This window comes from Pseudomonas tehranensis (assembly GCF_014268615.1).
GTDB classification, from domain to species: Bacteria; Pseudomonadota; Gammaproteobacteria; order Pseudomonadales; family Pseudomonadaceae; genus Aquipseudomonas; species Aquipseudomonas tehranensis.
Genome location: NZ_JABWQV010000034.1, coordinates 12,184 through 33,486, shown reverse-complemented (window position 1 = coordinate 33,486; position 21,303 = coordinate 12,184). Strand labels below are relative to the sequence as shown.

Sequence of the window (21,303 nt, the reverse complement as noted above, 5' to 3'; positions counted from 1 at the left end):
GCTAAGGCTTAGCGCGGAAATGCTGGCGGGTTTACACCAGCCATGTCTTCCATCACGCGAACCACCTGGCAGCTGTAACCGAACTCGTTGTCGTACCAAACGTACAGCACAACGCGGTTGTCCTGAACGATGGTCGCTTCAGCGTCGACCACACCGGCATGGCGCGAGCCAACGAAGTCGGTGGACACCACTTCCTGGGAATTGACGAAATCGATCTGCTTGTGCAGGTCGGAGTGCAGCGCCATGTAGCGCAGGTACTCGTTCATTTCTTCACGGGTGGCAGCCTTCTCAAGGTTCAGGTTGAGGATGGCCATCGACACGTTCGGCGTCGGTACACGGATCGCGTTGCCGGTCAGCTTGCCGGCCAGCTCAGGCAAAGCCTTGGCTGCGGCGGTGGCGGCACCGGTCTCGGTGATCACCATGTTCAGCGCGGCGCTACGGCCACGACGGTCGCCCTTGTGGAAGTTGTCGATCAGGTTCTGGTCGTTGGTGTACGAGTGAACGGTTTCAACGTGACCGTTGATGATGCCGAACTTGTCGTTCACCGCCTTGAGCACCGGCACGATGGCGTTGGTGGTGCAGGAAGCGGCGGAGACGATCTTGTCGTCAGCGGTGATTTCGCCGTGGTTGATGCCGTGAACGATGTTCTTGAGCTTGCCCTTGCCAGGTGCGGTCAGAACGACGCGGTCGATACCCGGGCAGGCCAGGTGCTGGCCCAGACCGTCGGCGTCACGCCAGACACCGGTGTTGTCCACCAGCAGTGCGTCCTTGATGCCGTACTGGGTGTAGTCCACCTCGGTCGGGCTCTTCGCGTAGATCACCTGGATCAGGTTGCCGTTGGCGAGAATGGTGTTGTTTTCTTCATCGATGATGATGGTGCCGTTGAACGAACCATGGACCGAATCACGACGCAACAGGCTGGCGCGCTTGGTCAGGTCGTTCTCGGCGCCTTTGCGCACCACGATCGCCCGCAGGCGCAGGCCGTCGCCGCCACCGGTTTTTTCGATCAGGATGCGCGCCAGCAGACGGCCGATACGACCGAAGCCGTAGAGCACGACGTCAGTGCCTTTGCGAGGCGAAGCGTTCTGCTGGCCAACCACATCAGCCATCTCTTCACGAACGAACTGCTCGGCGCTACGGCCATTGCCTTCGTTACGGAATTTGAACGCCAACTTGCCCAGGTCCACCGAAGCCGCGCCGAGCTTGAGCTCGCTCATGGCCTTGAGCAGCGGGAATGTTTCGTGGACGGAGAGTTCGCTGTCGTCGGAAGAACGGTGGCGAGCAAAGCGATGAGCCTTGAGAATCGCGATGACAGACTGGTTGATCAGGCTGCGGCCATAGATCGAGCTCACCACGTTGTTATTGCGGTAGAGCTGACCGATGAGAGGGATCATCGCTTCTGCGAGTGCTTCACGATCGATCCATTCACCAAGACACTGGTCGGGCTTCTGAGTCACGGGAACCTTCCACATGTAGGGGCTGAAAAAAGGGGCTACATTATGCCGCCGAGTCTTCGGCGGAGCAATGCGCGCCTGTCGCACCGTGGTTTTCCTGTTCGCCAGGGTAGTCTGCGACTGACAGCCGCCCCCTTCCCCCGCTACAATTGCCGACTTTGTCGCAACGCTGGAGCTCAACCTTCCGTGCCCGTTCTGCGTCTCCCGCTTCTCCCTGCCGCGGCAGGTAAACAGCACTGGGGCAACCTGCCCGGTGCCGCCCTGAGCCTGGCCATCGCCGAGGCTGCCAGCGCTGCAAAGCGCTTTACCCTGCTGCTGACCGCCGACAGCCAAAGCGCCGAGCGGCTCGAACAGGAACTGAGTTTCTTCGCCCCGGATTTGCCCGTACTGCATTTCCCGGACTGGGAAACCCTGCCCTACGATCTGTTTTCGCCCCACCAGGACATCGTTTCCCAGCGAATCGCCAGCCTTTATCGGTTGCCGGAGCTCAGTCATGGCGTTTTGGTAGTGCCGATCACCACGGCCCTACATCGGCTGGCACCGACCCAGTTTTTGCTGGGCAGCAGCCTGGTGCTGGACATCGGCCAGAAGCTCGACGTCGAGCAAATGCGCAGCCGTCTTGAAGCCAGTGGCTATCGTTGCGTCGATACAGTGTATGAGCACGGCGAGTTCGCGGTGCGCGGCGCGCTGATCGATCTGTTCCCAATGGGCAGCAAGTTGCCTTACCGCATCGACCTGTTCGATGACGAAATCGAAACCCTGCGCACCTTCGACCCGGAAAACCAACGCTCCATCGACAAAGTACAGTCGGTGCGCCTGCTGCCGGCCAAGGAATTCCCGCTGCAAAAAGACGCCGTGACCCGCTTCAAGGCGCGCTTTCGCGAACGCTTCGATGTGGATTTCCGTCGCTGCCCGATCTTCCAGGACCTGAGCAGCGGGATCACTCCCGCCGGCATCGAGTACTACTTGCCGCTGTTTTTCGAAGAAACCTCCACCCTGTTCGATTACCTGCCCCAGGACACCCAGGTGTTTTCCCTGCCCGGCATCGAGCAGGCGGCGGAGAACTTCTGGAACGATGTGCGCAATCGCTACGAGGAGCGCCGCGTCGACCCTTCCCGCCCGTTATTGCCCCCGGCCGAGCTGTTCCTGCCGGTGGAAGACTGTTTTGCCCGACTCAAGAGCTGGCCACGCGTGGTGGCAAGCCAGCAGGACGTGGAAACCGGCGTCGGCCGCGAACGCTTCCCGGCCAAGGCCTTGCCGGACCTGGCGATCGAAGCCAAGGCCACGCAGCCACTGGCGGCCCTGGCCGGTTTTCTCGAGGGTTTCCCCGGCCGCGTGCTGTTCACCGCCGAATCCGCCGGTCGTCGCGAAGTGCTGCTGGAGCTGCTTGAACGCCTGAAGCTGAGACCGAAAACCGTCGATAGCTGGCCGGACTTCGTCGCCGGCAAAGATCGCCTGGCGATTACCATCGCGCCGCTGAATGATGGCCTTGTCCTGGAAGACCCGGCCCTGGCGCTGGTGGCCGAAAGCCCATTGTTCGGCCAACGCGTCATGCAGCGTCGTCGTCGCGAGAAACGCGCCGACGCCGCCAACGACGCCGTCATCAAGAACCTCACCGAGCTGCGCGAAGGCGCGCCAGTGGTGCACATCGATCACGGCGTGGGCCGCTACCTGGGCCTGGCGACCCTGGAAATCGACAACCAGGCCGCCGAATTCCTCACCCTGGAATACGCCGAGGGCGCCAAACTCTACGTGCCGGTGGCTAACCTGCACCTGATCGCCCGCTACACCGGTAGCGACGACGCCCTGGCGCCGCTGCATCGCCTGGGTTCGGAAACCTGGCAGAAGGCCAAGCGCAAGGCCGCCGAACAAGTGCGCGATGTCGCCGCCGAGTTGCTGGACATCTACGCCCGTCGCGCCGCCCGCGAGGGGTATGCCTTCGCCGACCCGAAAGCCGACTACGAAACCTTCAGCGCCGGTTTCCCCTTCGAGGAACCCGTCGACCAGCAGACCACCATCGAAGCCGTGCGCGCCGACATGCTCGCGCCCAAGCCGATGGACCGGCTGGTGTGCGGCGACGTGGGCTTTGGCAAGACCGAAGTGGCGATGCGCGCCGCGTTCATTGCCGTGCACGGCGGCAAGCAGGTGGCAATCCTGGTGCCCACCACCCTGCTCGCCCAGCAGCACTACAACAGTTTCCGCGACCGCTTCGCAGACTGGCCGGTGACTGTGGAGGTGATGAGCCGCTTCAAGTCCACCAAGGAAGTGAACGCTGCGGTGGCCGATCTGGCCGAGGGCAAGATCGACATCGTCATCGGTACGCACAAACTGCTGCAGGACGATGTGAAGATCAAAAACCTGGGGCTGGTGATCATCGACGAAGAGCACCGCTTTGGCGTGCGCCAGAAAGAACAGCTCAAGGCCCTGCGCAGCGAGGTCGACATCCTGACCCTGACCGCCACGCCGATTCCGCGCACGCTGAACATGGCAGTGTCGGGCATGCGTGACCTGTCGATCATCGCCACGCCGCCGGCCCGGCGCCTGTCGGTGCGCACCTTCGTCATGGAGCAGAACAAAAGCACCATCAAGGAAGCCCTGCTGCGCGAGCTGCTGCGTGGCGGCCAGGTCTATTACCTGCACAACGACGTCAAGACCATCGAGAAATGCGCCGCCGACCTGGCCGAACTGGTGCCGGAAGCCCGCATCGGCATCGGCCACGGGCAGATGCGCGAACGTGAACTCGAACAGGTGATGAGCGACTTCTACCACAAGCGCTTCAACGTGCTGATCGCCTCGACCATCATCGAGACCGGCATCGACGTGCCGAGCGCCAACACCATCATCATCGAGCGCGCCGACAAATTCGGCCTGGCCCAGTTGCACCAGTTGCGCGGTCGGGTCGGTCGTAGCCACCACCAGGCCTACGCTTACCTGCTGACGCCGCCGCGCCAGCAGATCACCCCGGACGCGGAAAAGCGCCTGGAGGCCATCGCCAACACCCAGGACCTCGGCGCCGGTTTCGTGCTGGCCACCAACGACCTGGAAATCCGTGGTGCAGGCGAGTTGCTGGGCGACGGCCAGAGCGGCCAGATCCAGGCCGTGGGTTTCACCCTGTACATGGAAATGCTCGAACGAGCGGTCAAGTCGATCCGCAAGGGTGAGCAACCAAACCTCGACCAACCGTTGGGCGGCGGGCCGGAAATCAATCTGCGGGTGCCGGCGCTGATCCCGGAAGACTACCTGCCGGATGTCCACGCACGGCTGATTCTCTACAAACGCATCGCCTCGGCCACCGACGAAGAAGGCCTCAAGGACCTGCAAGTGGAGATGATCGACCGCTTCGGCCTGCTGCCGGAGCCCACCAAGAACCTGGTGCGTACCACCTGGCTCAAGCTCAAGGCCGAACAACTGGGCATCAAGAAAGTCGATGGCGGCCCCAATGGCGGTCGTATCGAATTCGAAGCCCAGACGCCGGTCGATCCGCTGGTACTGATCAAGCTGATCCAGGGCCAGCCCAAACGCTACAAGTTCGAAGGTGCCACGATGTTCAAATTCATGGTGCCCATGGAACGCCCGGAAGAGCGTTTCAATACCGTAGAAGCGCTGTTCGAGCGCCTCACTCCGACCCCTGCTTGAAGGACGCCCCATGCGCCTGTTTCGCTCACTGACCTTGTTGATGACCCTGGTCGCTCCCCTGGCGTTTGCCGACGACCTGTATCAGGTTGAAATGATCCTGATGCGCCAGAACGCCGAACCGGCGATTGTCAGCCGCGCCGCGCCGGAGAACTGGGACGCGGGTGCGCAACGCCTGGACGCGAACAGCCAACGCACGCCTGCATTGGGTCACATCGTGGAAAAACTCAACGCCAGCGGCCAGTACACAGTGCTGATGCACAAAGCCTGGCAGCAGAACCTGGGCGAACAGGGCAGCCGAATCGCCGTCAGTGATGGCGCAGAACAGTTCGGCCAGTTCCCCATCGAAGGGACCCTGGAACTGAAACTGGGGCGGTTTACCGATGTGGATGCCGACTTCTGGATCAACCAGATCGACACCAATGGGCTGGTCACTTCCAGCGAACGCCTCAAACAGCAGAGCCATACCAAAAATGGTCAGTTGAATTTCCTCGACAACGGCCACCTCGGCCTGCTGATCAAAATCACCTCGCTGACTGCGCCTGCGCCACGGCAGGCGCCTGACGTCATTCCGGACTGATCGGCGCGCCTATGCCCTCGCCCCTGAGCAAACCCCTGGCACCCTCCTGGGTCAATCGATTCAAGGAACAGAGCCTGGAGCGTGGGCGTCGTTACGCGCTGGAAAACCGCGTCAGGATCGTCGAGGCCGGCGACAGCACCATCACCGCCAGTTGTGAAGGCTCTGGGGGCAACGTTTACCGCCAGACGATTCGCCTGAAAGAGTCAGCCAAAGGCACATTGATTCTGCTCGAAGCCGCCTGTACCTGCCCGGTGCGCATCAACTGCAAACACTGCGCGGCGGTGCTGCTGCAAGTCCAGGAAACCCTGGCCTACCCGGCCGCCGAGAAAGACGCGCAGTTGCTGGAGAAGCTCCAGGCCGTGCTGGAAAACCGCAGCCCCAAGGCCCCGCCGCAAGTGCTGGTGGACAATGTTCAGCCAGTGCCGCGGCTGTGGCTGGCAAGCATCGAGTTCAGCGCTTTCGAGCCGCGCAACGGCAAGATGCAGCGCTATATCCAGCACCGCGCCGCCCTATCTTTCAGCTACCTGGACGAATACGTCAGCGGCCAGCGCAACACTGACGTACTGATTCGCCAGGACACACAGACGCTGCGGATTAAACGCCAGACGGAAGTCGAGCAGTCCTACCGCGAACAGCTACGCATCCTCGGCTTCAAAATCGCAACCCGCCAAAGCAAGGCCCTGCCGGAAAGCGCCGGTGAGCTGTACGAGATGGTCAACGACAGTGCCTGGCTGACGTTCACCCTCAACGATCTGCCGAAACTGCGTAGCCAGGGCTGGGAGTTGCAGATCGACGAGGATTTCGGTTTCGACCTGACGGCGGTGGACGAATGGTACGCCACGGTCGAAGAAACGCCGGAACGGGACTGGTTCGATCTGGAACTGGGGATCATCGTCAACGGTGAGCGATTGAGCCTGCTGCCGATTCTGCTGAACCTGATGCGTTCGCACATCGAGCTGTTCAACCCGGAACGCCTGGCCAGGCGCCGCGATGACGAACTCATCCTGGTCAACTTGCCTAACCGCCCGAACTCCGAGTTCGGCCCGCAGCAAGTGGCCCTGCCCTATGGCCGGCTGAAACCGGTGCTGGCCACCCTGGGCGAGTTTTACCTGCAAGAACCGGGCACCACCAAACTGCGCTTGAACAGCGCAGATGCCCTGCGCCTGAACCCGCTGCAAGACATGCCCCTGCGCTGGGAAGGCGGCGAGCACATCCGTGGCCTGGCCCAGCGCCTGCGGGACATCAAGGACTACACCAGCACGGCGCCAGAAGGCCTGAACGCCACACTGCGGCCTTATCAGCTCGAAGGGTTGAGCTGGATGCAATCGCTGCGGCAACTGGAAGTGGGCGGCATCCTCGCGGACGATATGGGACTGGGCAAAACCCTGCAAACCCTGGCGCACATCCTCAGTGAAAAAAACGCCGGGCGCCTCGACCGCCCCTGCATGGTGGTCATGCCCACCAGCCTGATCCCCAACTGGCTCGACGAAGCCGCCCACTTCACCCCGCAACTCAAGGTGTTGGCCTTGTACGGCGCCGGGCGCAAGAAACATTTTGACCGGCTGGCCGATTACGACCTGGTCCTCACCACTTATGCGCTGCTGCCCAAGGATGTCGAGCGCCTGGCGGCGCAGCCGTTGCATGTGCTGATCCTCGATGAAGCCCAGTACATCAAGAACCCGAACAGCAAAGCCGCCGAGGCCGCCCGCGAACTCAACGCGAGGCAGCGGCTGTGCCTGTCCGGTACGCCGCTGGAAAACCACCTGGGCGAGTTGTGGTCGCTGTTCCACTTCCTGCTCCCGGGCTGGCTCGGGGACGTCAAGAGCTTCAACCGCGACTACCGCGTGCCGATTGAAAAGCGCGGCAGCGATGTGCGCCTGCAGCACCTCAACGGTCGGATAAAACCTTTCCTGCTGCGCCGGACCAAGGAGCAAGTAGCGACAGAACTGCCACCCAAGACCGAGATCATCCATTGGGTCGAGCTCAGCGATGCCCAGCGGGACGTCTACGAAACCATGCGCCTGGCCATGGACAAGAAGGTACGCGACGAGATCACCCGCAAAGGCGTGGCTCGCAGCCAGATCATCATTCTCGAGGCACTGCTCAAGCTTCGTCAGGTCTGTTGTGACCTGCGCCTGCTCAACGATGCCGCCCTGCCCGCCCGAGGCAGCACTTCAGGCAAGCTCGACAGCCTGATGGAGATGCTCGAGGAGCTGTTTGAAGAAGGTCGTCGGGTGCTGCTGTTTTCTCAGTTCACCTCGATGCTGTCGCTGATCGAAGACGAACTGAAGAAACGCGGCGTCGATTACGCCATCCTGACCGGCCAGACCCGGGACCGACGCACGCCGGTCAAGGAATTCCAGAGCGGCAAGCGGCAGATCTTTCTGATCAGCCTGAAGGCCGGCGGCGTGGGCCTGAACCTCACCGAGGCGGACACGGTGATCCACTACGATCCATGGTGGAACCCCGCCACCGAAAACCAGGCGACCGACCGCGCCTATCGCATCGGCCAGGAAAAACCGGTGTTCGTCTACAAACTGATTGCCCGAGGCACGGTTGAAGAGAAGATTCAGCTGCTGCAGAAGGAAAAATCCGACCTCGCAGCCGGCGTATTGGACGGGCGCGTGGCCGGAGACTGGAAACTGCAAAGCGACGATATCGAGGCGCTGTTCGCGCCATTGCCGGACAAGCTGGAAAAACGCTGATTCGCTGCGATCCCTGTGGGAGCCAAGCTTGCTCGCGATAGCGGTGGTTCAGTTGTTGGAGCCTTTAGCTGTGTCGCCGTCATCGCGAGCAGGCTCGCTCCCACATTGCCCTGAGGTGAACGCTGGATAGGGCTGCACCCCGAATCTCCTGTGGGAGCGAGCCTGCTCGCGATAGCTGACTAACCGGTAACAGAGATATTGGACGTGCCGGGCAAATCAGGCCTTGGGCAACGGCGCAAACAGCGCTTCGATATCGCTCTGCTCAAGCCCCAACCCACCCGTCATTCCGCCATCCAGCACACTGCCGGCCAACGCGGCCTTATCCTGCTGAAGCGCCTGCATCTTCTCCTCCACCGTGCCCCGGGCGATCAGCTTGTAAACAAACACAGGCTTGTTCTGACCGATCCGATAAGCCCTGTCGGTCGCCTGATTTTCCACCGCCGGGTTCCACCATGGATCGAAGTGAATCACCGTGTCGGCAGCCGTCAGATTGAGCCCCGTACCGCCGGCCTTGAGGCTGATCAGGAACAGCGACACCTTGCCGCTTTGAAAATCCCTCACCGGCGTACGCCGATCCGTGGTGCTGCCGGTCAACAACGAATAGTCAAAACTACGCTTTTGCAGCTCCTCCTCTATCAAGGCCAGCATCGAGGTGAACTGGGAAAACAACAGAATCTTGCGCCCTTCGCTGAGCAGCTCTTCAAGCATCTCCATCAAGCTGACCAACTTGCCGCTGCCGGAACGCAGTGCTTTGGCGGTCTGCGCGGTATTGAGCAACCGCAGATCGCAACAGACCTGACGCAACTTAAGTAACGCATCAAGGATGATGATCTGGCTGCGAGCCACACCACTACGGGCAATTTCGTCACGTACCTTCTTGTCCATGGCCACGCGCACGGTTTCATAAACATCCCGCTGCCCGTCACTGAGGTCGACCCAATGCACGATTTCAGTCTTGGGTGGCAGCTCGGTGGCGACCTGCTCTTTTTTACGCCGCAGTAAAAAAGGTTTTATCCGGGCCGTCAGATGCCGCATGCGCTCGCTGTTGCCGTGTTTTTCAATGGGCGTCCGGTAGTCCCGGTTAAAGCTTTTGCTGTCCCCCAGCCACCCGGGCAACAGGAAATGAAACAGCGACCAGAGTTCACCCAAGTGATTTTCCAGGGGCGTGCCGGACAGGCACAGACGCTGTCGGGCATTGAGTTCGCGTGCAGCCTGGGCGGCCTTGCTGGTGGGGTTCTTGATGTTCTGCGCTTCATCGAGAATCAGCACACTCCAGGACTGGAGCTTTAACACCTCCAGATCCCGTGGCAACAAGGCATACGTCGTCAATATCAGGTCGTACTGTGTCAGGCTGGCGAAGTCTTTTTGTCGGGCAGCGCCATGAAGCGCTACCACCTTGAGCTGCGGAGTAAACCGTGCCGCCTCGTCGAGCCAGTTGGGAATCAGGCTGGTGGGCATGACGGCGAGCGCCGGGACATCCAGGCGTCCGGCTTGCTTCTCGCACAGCAGATGAGCCAGGGTCTGCAAGGTTTTACCCAGGCCCATGTCATCGCCCAGGATGCCGCCGACCTCCAGCTCACGCAGGGTCTGCATCCAATTGAGCCCTTCGAGCTGGTACGGTCGCAGCATAGCCTTGAGCCCCTCGGGCGCAGGGACATGCACATGAGTTGATTCATGCAATCGCTTTGCGAAAGCGCGCAACCGCTCGCCACCCTGCCACGCCAGCGGAACACCTTCCAGCGTGTTAAGCCTGGCCGCATCGAAAGCGCTCAAGCGCAACGAGTCGCCCCGATGCGCCTTCATGTACAACTCGCCGAGGGTCGCCATCAACGGTTTGACCCGCCCATACGGCAACGCGACTTTCACGCCAGGACCGGCCAAGAGTTTTCCGCTATTGAGATCAACCAACAACAACTGCTCGTCACTGCGCTGATCGAGAGTTCCCGGGTCCATCATTTCGGGGTTTGAGCGAAGCAGATGAAGCAAAATCGGCAACAGACTGTGGCGCTTGCCATTGACGACAACGCCCAACTGTAAATCGAACCACTCCTGGCCAGGAGATTCCTCGATGTCGGCGTACAGCTGCTCCACCGGTTGCAGATCGAAATGAAAGCCGTCTTCCATATCGATTTGCCAATCGGCGGCCCGCAACTGCGGCAGGCCTTTATCCATGAACGCCAACCAGGCTGCGTCATCCGGCATCTGGAACATCTCACCCGCGCTACCCGCCAGCGCAAGGCTCTTGCGAGCGGCCTTTTTGAAACCTGCCTTGCGCAAAACGTTGCGAAAGGCTTGTTCGACATCGGGCTTACGCCGGATGCGCAACGTCTCGGTCCCGGACAGGACCGATACCTGCGTGGTTTCTTTATCGTCCGCAACATGACCGTCGTAAATAAAGGTCAACGCCGCACGATGCTCTGGAACCGACTTCCAGTGCCGAAGATTGAGTTCGCTTCCCAACTTCAGCACCGCCCGCGGCTCAACGTCGTCGATGATGCGCTCGCTCAATTTTTTTGGTGCAGGGATGGGTCGGTCGACAGCATTGAGCCGATGGCTGAAAAGCACAGCCTGGCGCGCGGGTATCTCTGGCGCGAGGCATAAATGGCAGGCCAGTTTGTCGTCTATTTCATAGGTCAGCCGGCCAAGCTCCCTGCGCGATACATCCAGATAATGAAGCGGCTCGAGCGGCAGAATCTTACCCGGCCGTTGATCGGCACTTTGCCACTGAGGCCTGTAGTTGCCGTTGGGTCGCTCAGTCCAGGTGAACTGCGCGGGCTTCCGAGCCCCTGCGCTCAGCGGCTGCGGCGGGTCCAGCTCGAAGTACAAGCGCGAAGACTGCAATGCCAGCGCCAGTACATCGGTGCCATTGCGCCCTTGCAACGGATAGCTGTTCATCTGGCCATGAAAATGTTGACTGCTGATCAGCAACCGACCGATCTGCTGGTCAATGTCAGACATGTAGTTCGGCAAACGAATCAGCATGTCGCCAAGCTGATAAAACGCTTTCAGATCCCGTAGGGAACCATCGTTGAGCTGACGGCCCTTGAAGAGCTCCAGCCCCCACCTCCCGGCCTCTGTGCTCTTGAGCTTGTAAAAGAGCCGGACATCGGAGTTATTCGCGATGGCAGTCGAATCGGAACCTTGCGCAGGAATATGCTCAATCCAGGCCTCAAGATCGCGGCTCAGCTGTTCGCCGCCGGAGCCGCCTTGCAGGGCTTGCTCATTCCCCGTCAGATGGAACATGACGGCGACACAGTGCTTGCAATCGCCGCCAACCGGGCACGAGCATTCATAACGAACCTCGTCATAACCCTGATAACGAATGAGTTTGATCACCTGCTGGTATACATTAGCCTCAGCCCCCTCGCATTCAGCGTGAACCGATCGCTCATCTACTTGCAGTATCCGGACGCGTTCTTCCTCGGCGTAGTCGAACCCACGAGCAAGCGTACGGTGACCGAACGACTCCCCCCACTCAGTCTCAAGAAGCTCTGCAATCGATTTAATCATGGGCTCAGCACTTTAATGACGGATGACGAAACCGAAAATCGGAGCCTTCCGAGAGCTTTGTACGAATAGCCCTTACCGACAGCGGGAAACCTTGCGCCCGTTTTCACTGCCTATTCCGCTAGCCAGCCTTCAATACCCGCGCCAACGTCGACTTCACCTTCCCCATCCCGTCATGCAGCGCCTGCTCGATTTCCGCCATGGTGATCACGGCCGTGGACTTGCCCGCCGCCGGATTCACCACCAGCGCCAGGCAGGCGTAGTCGAGCTCCAGTTCACGCGCCAGCGCCGCTTCCGGCATGCCGGTCATGCCAACGATGTCGCAACCGTCGCGCTCCAGGCGGGCGATTTCGGCCACGGTTTCCAGGCGCGGGCCCTGGGTGCAGGCGTAGACGCCATGGCTGCTGTAGCCACAGCCCTCGGCGGCCAGGGCGGCGATCAGTTGCTGGCGCAGCGCCTCGCTGTAGGGGTAGCTGAAATCAATGTGGGTAACCGCCTCCAGGTCATCGGCAAAATAGGTGTGCTGACGGCCGCTGGTGTAATCGATCAATTGGTGAGGCACGCAGAAATGCCCGGTCCCCATCGCGGCGTGAATCCCGCCCACGGCGTTGACCGCCAGGATCGCCTCGGCGCCGGCCTGCTTCAGGGCCCAGAGGTTGGCGCGATAGTTCACCTGATGAGGTGGAAAGCGATGAGGATGGCCGTGACGGGCCAGAAACAGCACTTCGCGCCCGGCGTAGTCACCGATCTGCACCTCTGCCGATGGCGCACCATAGGGCGTTTCTACTGCCAAGGACTGGCGAATGGTCAGACCTTCGAGCTGGGTCAGGCCAGTGCCGCCGATAATTGCGTAAACGGTCATGACAAATGTCCTTAATCGATCAGTTGGGCGGCTTTCAGCGCGCTGATTGCCGTCAGCCAGCGTGGGTCCTGGCGGTACTCGGTGGAGGCGAAGGCCTGCCCGTGCATGCGTGCGATGCGCGCCGATGGTTTGACCTTCAGCCGCTGGGCGGCGCTCAAGGCCAGTTCGGCGGCGGCGCGATCGTTGCACACCAGCCCCATGTCGCAACCGGCCGACAACGCCGCCTCGATACGACTGGCGGCATCACCCACCACATGAGCACCCGCCATCGACAGATCATCGCTGAAGATCACGCCATCGAACTGCAATTCGCCACGCAGAATGTCCTGCAGCCAGCGCCGGGAAAAACCGGCTGGATTGGCATCGACCTGCGGATAAATGACATGGGCCGGCATGACTGCCGCCAGTTGCTTGCTCAGTTTGGCGAACGGAACCAGATCGTGGGCGCGAATCTGTTCAAGGCTGCGCTCATCGTTGGGAATGGCCACATGGGAATCGGCTTCGGCCCAGCCGTGGCCGGGGAAATGCTTGCCGGTGGCGGCCATACCGGCCGCGTTCATGCCCCGAATGAAGGCACCTGCCAGCAGCGCTGCACGCTCGGGGTCGCCTTCGAAGGCACGACTGCCGACCACCGCGCTACGTTGATAATCAAGGTCCAGCACCGGGGCAAAACTCAAATCGAGGCCGACCGCCAGCACTTCAGTGGCCATGATCCAGCCGCACTGCTCGGCCAGGTATTCGGCATTCGGGTTGTCGGCAATCGCCCGCATGGCCGGCAACCGCACAAACCCCTGGCGCAGGCGCTGCACACGCCCGCCTTCCTGATCGACCGCCAGCAGCAGGTCGGGACGGATGGCGCGAATCGAGGCGCTCAGCTCGCGCACCTGACGTGGATGCTCGATATTGCGAGCAAAAATGATCAGGCCACCCACTTCGGGCTGGCGCAACAGGTGGCGATCTTCGGCCGTCAACCAGGTACCGGCGACGTCCACCATCAACGAGCCTTGCAGGCCAGCAGTCATAATATTTCCTTGATAACAATGAACCCGCACAGCGACGCACGCACGACCGCGCCGCCGGGCTCCAGGCCCGGCAGATCACGGTTATGCAATGAAATATAAAGCGGGTTCGAAACGAGAGTCGGCATGGGCCGCTAGCTTAGCGGATGTAGGCAGCCGCGCCCACCCGTGCACTCAGGCCTTGGCGAGCGCCGGGGCTGATTTGCTGCGCGGGCGCAACTGCGCGGCAGCCATGGCCTCATCGGTGACGCCGCTTTCGGCCCGCATGCCTGCAGCCAGGAATGGCACCATCAGACGCATCACTTGCTCAATCGATGTATTCACACCGAAATCGGTTTCTGCGATGGCCCGCAGCGCCTTGATGCCGGACATGCTGAAGGCAGCAGCGCCGAGCATGAAATGCACGCGCCAGAACAACTCGATCGGCGGAATGCGCGGCGCGGCCTCATTGACCAGAAGCATATAGCGGCGGAAAACCTTGCCGTACATGTCTTCCAGATAACGTCGCAGGTGGCCTTGGCTCTGGCTGAATGCCAGGCCCAGCAAGCGCATGAAAATGGAAAGGTCGTTACCGCTGCGTGGCTGCACGACAAGAGCTTGCTCGACCAGGATCTCCAGTAGCTCTTCCAGGGTCGGCTTGACGTCAGGCTTGGCCTGACGCCGCTCCAGCTCACGATCCAGGCTGACACAGAAAGGCCCTAGGAAACGCGAGAACACTGCCTGGATCAGCGCTTTCTTCGAACCGAAGTGATAATTCACCGCCGCCAGGTTCACCCCGGCCTTGCTGGTGATCAGACGCAATGAGGTTTCAGCGAAACCTTTTTCCGCGAACAATTGCTCGGCAGCATCGAGAATGCGTTCTACGGTTTCCGACTGGGCCATGGCTACTCCGCCTGACAAACACTTGTTTGAAACATACGTTTCAGCCTTGGGGTTGTCAAGCCTGCCGGGACGTTTTGCGAACGCTCGGTCAGATATTTAACCACACCTACGGCCCGCTGTAGCCCATGACGTTTTTGCGGCCCGACCGACCGTCCAGCGGCCTGCGAGAAAAGGAGGATTGCCAAGCCGCGCCCACTGTATATAATCCCAGTCACTGTATAAAAAGACAGAGCGATCAATATGCTAAAGCTGACGCCACGCCAAGCAGAGATTCTGGCCTTCATCAAACGCTGCCTCGAAGACAACGGCTACCCGCCGACCCGCGCGGAAATCGCCCAGGAACTGGGCTTCAAGTCGCCTAACGCGGCTGAAGAGCACCTCAAGGCGCTGGCTCGCAAGGGCGCTATCGAAATGACCCCGGGCGCATCCCGCGGCATTCGTATCCCTGGCTTTGAAGCCAAGGCCGACGAAACCACCCTGCCGATCATCGGCCGGGTAGCAGCAGGCGCTCCGATCCTCGCCGAGCAGCATGTCGAAGAGTCCTGCAACATCAACCCATCGTTCTTCCATCCACGGGCGGACTACCTTCTTCGCGTGCACGGCATGAGCATGAAGGACATCGGCATTTTCGACGGAGACCTTCTTGCGGTCCACACCACTCGCGAAGCCCGCAACGGTCAGATCGTGGTGGCGCGAATCGGTGATGAAGTGACCGTCAAGCGCTTCAAGCGCGACGGTAGCAAGGTCTGGCTGATTGCCGAGAATCCTGAGTTCGCCCCCATCGAAGTCGATCTTAAAGATCAGGATCTGGTCATCGAAGGCTTGAGTGTCGGCGTTATCCGCCGCTAAAGGAGGCTTTATGCAGTTCCCACACACACCACAACACACTCAACTTCCGCTGTTCGAGGCGTTCATGGCCCAACCGCTGGTTCCCGCCCTCAAAGAGGTGATCGAGTCACCTTGGGGCGCCGAGCCCGAGGCCTTCAGCGAACTGTCGTTACGTGGTGCCGCCGGGAACTGCCTGAACCTGCTGGCGCCGATTCTGCGCGAGCTGAGCCAGGACCAGGACGCTCGCTGGCTGACGCTGATCGCACCACCGACCAGTGTCACCCAGGCCTGGCTGCGAGATGCGGGCTTGAACCGTGAGCGCATCCTGCTGCTACAGCCGCGGGGCACTCAAAGCGCCCAGCAACTGACCTGTGAAGCGTTGCGCCTGGGCCGCAGCCATACGGTGGTCAGCTGGCTCAATCCGTTGACCACGACCGCACGGCAACAGTTGATCAGCGCCGCGCGCACCGGGGACGCACAAAGCCTGAATATTCGATTGGGCTAAAAAACGCAGGGCTTCTCCAGGACAGAGAAGCCGGCCAGGAACAGTATCGTCCAAAAGCCGACAGGCGGGATCAATGAAGAACCCGCGGCCCCTCTTCCTTGTTGAATTCGCCTTCAACCAGACGACCTGCCATCTGCACGCCCACACTCAACATCGCCTTGGCGACTTCGACGTGCTGGCCTTGCAGGAAGGCCTTGGCGTCTTCGGAGAAGTTCAAGGTAACCAGAGAACCCTCGTCCTCGGCCCTGCGCAGCTCGATGCGGCCGTCAGGAAGTTCGACAATTTCTAGAAAGGACGTTGGCATAAAAGTCTGTTCTCCACGAAAGGCGAGGATTATATAGTCATCGGCCAGGCTTCGCTCGGGATCTTGACCAAGCGTTATGGGCGAATATTACGGATCGGGGGAAAACTCAGCACTCGTTCAGCCCTTCGCGAAAGCGGATGGCCAGGTTCTTGAGGTTCTGACGCCAGCTTTCCAACTCCTCCCGGCTCAACGCCTGCTCGGGCTCTTCTTCGTCCAGATTGACCGCCATGATCAAAGGCTGAGTCACGTCACCCTTAGGCTTGCGAGGAGCCCGGGGCGGCTCAAACAGTGCCGCGTGTGCCGCCAACAGTTGAGCCAGCCAGGTTTGCGGGTTGTGCGCCAGCTCGACCATTTCGGCCAGTTCCGGAATGGCGATGGTTTCCAACACATCCGGTGTCAACAACAGTTCGGCCCGGGGCGCATTTGCCTGCGGCAGACGGTAGAAACCGGCAATTTCGTGGCAAAGCCCCAACAACGCGCCGTACAGATGAAACAGCGCTGATTCGCGCCCGGCCTGGGTCAGCGCGGGGGAATTCATCGCACGCCCATCCTCTGCCCTGGCGAGCGCTTCGAGCGACAGGCCGGCGAAATAAATTTTCTGATTGGTGCGGGTGTAGAGTTCGTGGGCCATGGCGGCATTCTCCCCAACGAAATAAAAGCTTCACGCAAGGGCGACAGTGTCGTGGAACAACCGAGGCCACTGCAAGGCAAAAACCAAAAGGCCGCATGAAAACCTATGGGTTGTCATGCGGCCTTTTGTTTACTTGAGGCTATTCAGCGCTTGTCCTCGACGGTCCATTTGCCGCCGTCGTAGTACGCCTTCCAGCCGGTTGGCTTGCCGTCGACCTCGGTCTGCACGTACTGCTCCTTGGTCTTGCGGCTGTAACGAATAACCGCCGGCCGACCCTCCGGATCCTTCTTCGGAGCTTCGCAGAGGAAATGGTACTTCGGATCGATTTCGTCCTTGTGCGGCACGATCTCCAGCACCAGCGGCGCACGGGTCTCGCGGTTTTTCGGGAACTGGCTGGCCGCCAGGAACAGGCCGGACGCGCCGTCGCGCAGGATGTAGGTGTCGTTGACCTTCTCGCACTTGAGTTCAGGCATCTTCACCGGGTCCATCTTCGGCGGCGCCGCATCACCGCTCTTGAGCAGTTTGCGGGTGTTCTTGCAGGTCGGATTGGTGCAGCCGAAGAACTTGCCGAAACGGCCGGTCTTGAGCTGCATCTCACTGCCACACTTGTCGCATTCAAGGCTCGGGCCTTCATAGCCCTTGATGCGATAGGTGCCCTCTTCGATCTCATAACCGGCGCAATCGGGATTGTTACCGCAGATGTGCAGCTTGCGCTTCTCATCCAACAGGTAGGCATCCATCGCCGTGCTGCAGATCGGGCAGCGGTGCTTGCCGCGCAGCACCAGGGATTCCGATTCACCCTCGTCGTCCGCGGCTATTTCGTCGCCTGGCACCAGGTTGACGGTCGCCTTGCAGCGCTCCTTGGGAGGCAGGCTGTAGCCCGAGCAACCCAGGAATACGCCTGTCGAGGCGGTACGGATCTGCATCGGACGACCACACGTCAGGCATGGGATGTCGGTCATCACAGGCTGGTTGGCCCGCATGCCGTTCTCGGCACTTTCGGCTACTTCGAGTTTTTTCTTGAAATCGCCATAAAACTCGTCGAGGACGTTTTTCCAGTCCCGCTCACCCTGGGCCACATCGTCGAGGTTCTCTTCCATGCCGGCGGTGAAGCCGTAGTCCATCAGGTTGGAGAAGCTCTCGGACAAACGTTCGGTGACGATGTCTCCCATCTTTTCCGAATAGAACCGACGGTTGTGCAGCGCCACGTAACCGCGGTCCTGGATGGTGGAAATGATCGCCGCGTAGGTCGAAGGACGACCGATGCCACGCTTTTCCATTTCCTTGACCAGACTGGCTTCCGAATAACGGGCCGGCGGCTTGGTGAAGTGCTGGGTCGGATCGAGCTTGATCAGCTTCATCACATCGCCCTGAGCCATGTCTGGCAGGACGTCGTCATCACCCGGCTTGGTGATTTGCGGCATGACGCGGGTGTAGCCGTCAAACTTCAGAATGCGGCCCTTGGCGCGCAGCTCGAAGTCACCGGCACCGACGGTGACCGTGGTCGACAGGTATTGCGCCGGCAGCATCTGGCAGGCCAGGAACTGGCGCCAGATCAGCTCGTAGAGGCGCTCGGCATCGCGCTCCATCCCCGACAGCTTGCTTGGCTCGGTGTTGGCATCGGAGGGACGAATCGCTTCGTGAGCCTCTTGTGCGCCCTCCTTGCTGCTGTAGACGTTCGGCGTCTCCGGCAGGTATTTCTTGCCGAACTCGCTTTCTATATAAGTGCGCGCCATTGTCACGGCGTCGGCCGAGAGGTTGGTCGAGTCGGTACGCATATACGTGATGTAGCCCGCCTCGTACAAACGCTGGGCCATCATCATGGTTTTCTTCACGCCGAAACCCAGGCGGTTGCTCGCGGCCTGTTGCAGCGTGGAGGTGATGAACGGTGCCGACGGCTTGCTGCTGGTCGGCTTGTCTTCACGCTTGACGATGCTGTAGGTGGAAGCCTTGAGCTTCTGCAGCGCAGCCATGGCTTGGGCTTCGTTGAGCGGCTTGAAGGCTTCGCCCTTCTCGCGAGCCACATCGAAGCGCACGGTGGCGCCCTTGGCGGTGCCGAGGTCGGCGTGAACTTCCCAGTACTCTTCAGGGATGAACGCACGGATTTCCCGCTCGCGCTCAACCACCAGCTTCACGGCGACCGACTGCACGCGACCGGCCGACAGGCCACGGGCGATCTTGGCCCATAGCAGCGGCGAGACCATGTAGCCCACCACGCGGTCAAGGAAGCGCCGCGCCTGTTGGGCGTTGACCCGATCGATGTCCAGCTCGCCCGGCTGGGAGAAGGCCTCCTGGATGGCCTTCTTGGTGATTTCGTTGAACACCACGCGCTTGTAGCGGCTGTCATCCCCACCGATGGCTTCGCGCAGGTGCCAGGCAATGGCTTCCCCTTCGCGGTCCAAGTCCGTCGCCAGATAGATGGTGTCGGCATCCTTGGCGAGCCGACGCAGTTCTTCGATGACCTTTTCCTTGCCCGGGAGGATCTCGTACTTGGCTTTCCAGCCGTGTTCCGGATCAACCCCCATGCGAGAGACCAGCTGCTTGCGCGCCTTGTCTTTGGGCGACAGCGCCGGCGCTTCACCGGCAGCAGCCTTGCCGCGCTTGGCGGCTGGCTCCTTGCTGGCGCTAGCCGAACCGCTGGTGGGCAGGTCTCGGATATGGCCGATACTCGACTTCACCACGTATTGGTTGCCCAGATACTTGTTGATGGTCTTGGCCTTAGCCGGGGATTCCACAATGACCAGCGATTTGCCCATGGATCAGAAAATTCCTGAATTCTAAAAAGTGAAAGGCGGTTGGCGCCTGACGCGGCACCGCTATATATAGTGGCTGCAAGGTGAGGTCAAGCGCAGGGTTGCCCCGGTATCGGCCTCAAGGCTTGGAAAAAAGGCTCTCTTCGGCCTGCACCAAAGCAAAGCGTGGCACCTGCTCGCCGTCAACTTCGACAGACTCCTGGAACATGCTCAACGGCCGCACCCAAAAGCCGTAATCGCCATACAGGGCTTGATAGAAGACCACTTCTTCCTCGGTCTCGGAATGCCGCGCAATGCTGAATACGCGGTACTGCGGACCTTTGTAATGTTGGTAGAGCCCAGGTTGTATCGGCATGTCTTGGCCCTCTCTCAAATTTTTTCAAAATAAAAACAAAATTTTTTTACTAAACCCGGGAAAAACAAAAACCGGGGCACTTGGCCCCGGCTTCCATCGACGTAACGCTTAGACGCGTTCGAAGACAGTGGCGATGCCCTGGCCGAGACCAATGCACATAGTGGACACCCCAAAGGTGCCGCCGTTCTGCTTCATGACGTTGAGCAGCGTGCCGGAGATACGCGCACCGGAGCAACCGAACGGGTGACCCAGGGCGATCGCGCCGCCGTGCAGGTTAACCTTCTCGTTCATCTTGTCGAGCACTTTCAGATCTTTCAGCACTGGCAGGGCCTGTGCGGCGAAAGCTTCGTTGAGCTCGAAGAAGTCGATATCGGAAATGCTCAGACCTGCACGCTTCAAGGCTTTCTGCGTCGCCGGTACTGGACCATAGCCCATGATTGCCGGGTCAACACCGGCCACGGCCATCGAACGAATCACCGCCATCGGCTGGATGCCCAGGTCCTGGGCACGCTGGGCCGACATCACGATCATGCACGAAGCACCGTCGGTGATCTGCGAAGAAGTACCGGCAGTCACGGTGCCGCCCTTTGGATTGAAGGCCGGCTTGAGGGCCGCCAGGCTTTCCAGGGTGGTTTCCGGACGAATGGTTTCGTCGTAGTCGAACAGTTTCAGGAAACCGTTCTCGTCGTAGCCCTGCATCGGGATGATTTCGTCCTTGAACTTGCCTTCCACGGTCGCCTTGTGGGCGAGTTGGTGGGAGCGCACGCCAAAGGCGTCCTGCTGTTCGCGGGTGATGCCGTGCATTTTGCCGAGCATTTCCGCGGTCAGGCCCATCATGCCCGAGGCTTTTGCCGCGTACAGCGACATGTGCGGGTTCGGATCGACGCCGTGCATCATGCTTACGTGGCCCATGTGCTCGACACCGCCGACGACGAACACATCACCGTTGCCGGTCATGATTGCCTGAGCAGCGGTATGCAGCGCGCTCATGGACGAACCGCACAGACGGCTGACGGTCTGGCCGGCCGCGGTGTGAGGGATCTGGGTCATCAGCGAAGCCATGCGGGCAATGTTCCAGCCCTGCTCCAGGGTCTGGTTCACACAGCCCCAGATCACGTCTTCGACTTCGTTGGGGTCGACCTTGACGTTACGTTCCAGCAGCTTGCTGATCAGGTGCGCCGACATGTCTTCGGCGCGGGTGTTGCGGTGCATGCCGCCCTTGGAGCGGCCCATCGGCGTACGACCGAAGTCGACAATCACGACGTCTCTAGGATTCAAGCTCATA

General features: G+C 60.5%; 15 protein-coding genes. 5 read left to right on the top strand and 10 right to left on the bottom strand.

Annotated elements, in window-relative coordinates; translation table 11 throughout:
- Positions 1-8 precede the first annotated feature (8 nt).
- Positions 9-1,472, bottom strand: coding sequence for a glyceraldehyde-3-phosphate dehydrogenase (locus HU811_RS09080; protein ID WP_092403136.1), 1,464 nt, complete (start codon positions 1,470-1,472; stop codon positions 9-11).
- Positions 1,473-1,640: 168 nt separating this feature from the next.
- Between HU811_RS09080 and mfd the strand changes: the two genes are divergently transcribed.
- The 3 genes from mfd to HU811_RS09065 are packed head-to-tail and all read left to right on the top strand — an operon-like array spanning position 1,641 to position 8,372.
- Positions 1,641-5,090 (top strand): transcription-repair coupling factor, encoded by a 3,450-nt coding sequence (gene mfd, locus HU811_RS09075; protein ID WP_186655377.1) that lies wholly within the window; start codon positions 1,641-1,643, stop codon positions 5,088-5,090.
- A 10-nt stretch (positions 5,091-5,100) separates the two neighbouring features.
- Complete coding sequence (locus tag HU811_RS09070; RefSeq protein ID WP_092403132.1) at positions 5,101-5,667, top strand: CsiV family protein; 567 nt, start codon at positions 5,101-5,103, stop codon at positions 5,665-5,667.
- Between the two features lie 11 nt (positions 5,668-5,678).
- A complete protein-coding gene (locus HU811_RS09065; RefSeq protein ID WP_186655374.1) occupies positions 5,679-8,372 on the top strand; it encodes a DEAD/DEAH box helicase in 2,694 nt (897 codons plus the stop codon).
- A 216-nt stretch (positions 8,373-8,588) separates the two neighbouring features.
- Here HU811_RS09065 and HU811_RS09060 read toward each other — a convergent pair whose 3' ends face one another.
- The 4 genes from HU811_RS09060 to HU811_RS09045 all read right to left on the bottom strand — a co-directional run bounded on the left by HU811_RS09060 (position 8,589) and on the right by HU811_RS09045 (position 14,642).
- Complete coding sequence (locus HU811_RS09060) at positions 8,589-11,882, bottom strand: DEAD/DEAH box helicase (protein ID WP_186655371.1); 3,294 nt, start codon at positions 11,880-11,882, stop codon at positions 8,589-8,591.
- A 118-nt stretch (positions 11,883-12,000) separates the two neighbouring features.
- Positions 12,001-12,741 (bottom strand): S-methyl-5'-thioinosine phosphorylase, encoded by a 741-nt coding sequence (locus HU811_RS09055; protein WP_092403126.1) that lies wholly within the window; start codon positions 12,739-12,741, stop codon positions 12,001-12,003.
- 11 nt (positions 12,742-12,752) lie between these two features.
- Positions 12,753-13,751, bottom strand: coding sequence for a beta-N-acetylhexosaminidase (nagZ, locus tag HU811_RS09050; RefSeq protein ID WP_177193397.1), 999 nt, complete (start codon positions 13,749-13,751; stop codon positions 12,753-12,755).
- 183 nt (positions 13,752-13,934) lie between these two features.
- Positions 13,935-14,642 (bottom strand): TetR/AcrR family transcriptional regulator, encoded by a 708-nt coding sequence (locus tag HU811_RS09045; protein WP_092403122.1) that lies wholly within the window; start codon positions 14,640-14,642, stop codon positions 13,935-13,937.
- A 240-nt stretch (positions 14,643-14,882) separates the two neighbouring features.
- Between HU811_RS09045 and lexA the strand changes: the two genes are divergently transcribed.
- Both lexA and sulA read left to right on the top strand, forming a co-directional pair.
- A complete protein-coding gene (gene lexA / locus HU811_RS09040) occupies positions 14,883-15,491 on the top strand; it encodes a transcriptional repressor LexA (RefSeq protein WP_092403120.1) in 609 nt (202 codons plus the stop codon).
- A 10-nt stretch (positions 15,492-15,501) separates the two neighbouring features.
- On the top strand, positions 15,502-15,975 hold the full coding sequence (sulA, locus tag HU811_RS09035) for an SOS-induced cell division inhibitor SulA (RefSeq protein WP_186655368.1): 474 nt from the start codon (positions 15,502-15,504) through the stop codon (positions 15,973-15,975).
- 70 nt (positions 15,976-16,045) lie between these two features.
- On the opposite strand, the gene HU811_RS09030 is transcribed toward sulA, so the two are convergent.
- The 5 genes from HU811_RS09030 to fadA form a co-directional block, all read right to left on the bottom strand.
- Positions 16,046-16,279 (bottom strand): hypothetical protein, encoded by a 234-nt coding sequence (locus HU811_RS09030; RefSeq protein WP_047227208.1) that lies wholly within the window; start codon positions 16,277-16,279, stop codon positions 16,046-16,048.
- Positions 16,280-16,385: 106 nt separating this feature from the next.
- Positions 16,386-16,910, bottom strand: coding sequence for a DUF6586 family protein (locus HU811_RS09025; protein WP_092403118.1), 525 nt, complete (start codon positions 16,908-16,910; stop codon positions 16,386-16,388).
- 143 nt (positions 16,911-17,053) lie between these two features.
- The gene (gene topA, locus HU811_RS09020; RefSeq protein WP_186655365.1) at positions 17,054-19,666 is read right to left on the bottom strand and encodes a type I DNA topoisomerase; all 2,613 of its coding nucleotides are present in this window, start codon (positions 19,664-19,666) and stop codon (positions 17,054-17,056) included.
- Positions 19,667-19,781: 115 nt separating this feature from the next.
- Positions 19,782-20,018 carry a DUF1653 domain-containing protein gene (locus HU811_RS09015; RefSeq protein ID WP_047227205.1) on the bottom strand — a complete coding sequence of 79 codons (237 nt, stop codon included), beginning with the start codon at positions 20,016-20,018 and terminating at the stop codon, positions 19,782-19,784.
- Positions 20,019-20,126: 108 nt separating this feature from the next.
- On the bottom strand, positions 20,127-21,302 hold the full coding sequence (gene fadA, locus HU811_RS09010; RefSeq protein WP_025212747.1) for an acetyl-CoA C-acyltransferase FadA: 1,176 nt from the start codon (positions 21,300-21,302) through the stop codon (positions 20,127-20,129).
- Position 21,303: the final 1 nt, after the last annotated feature.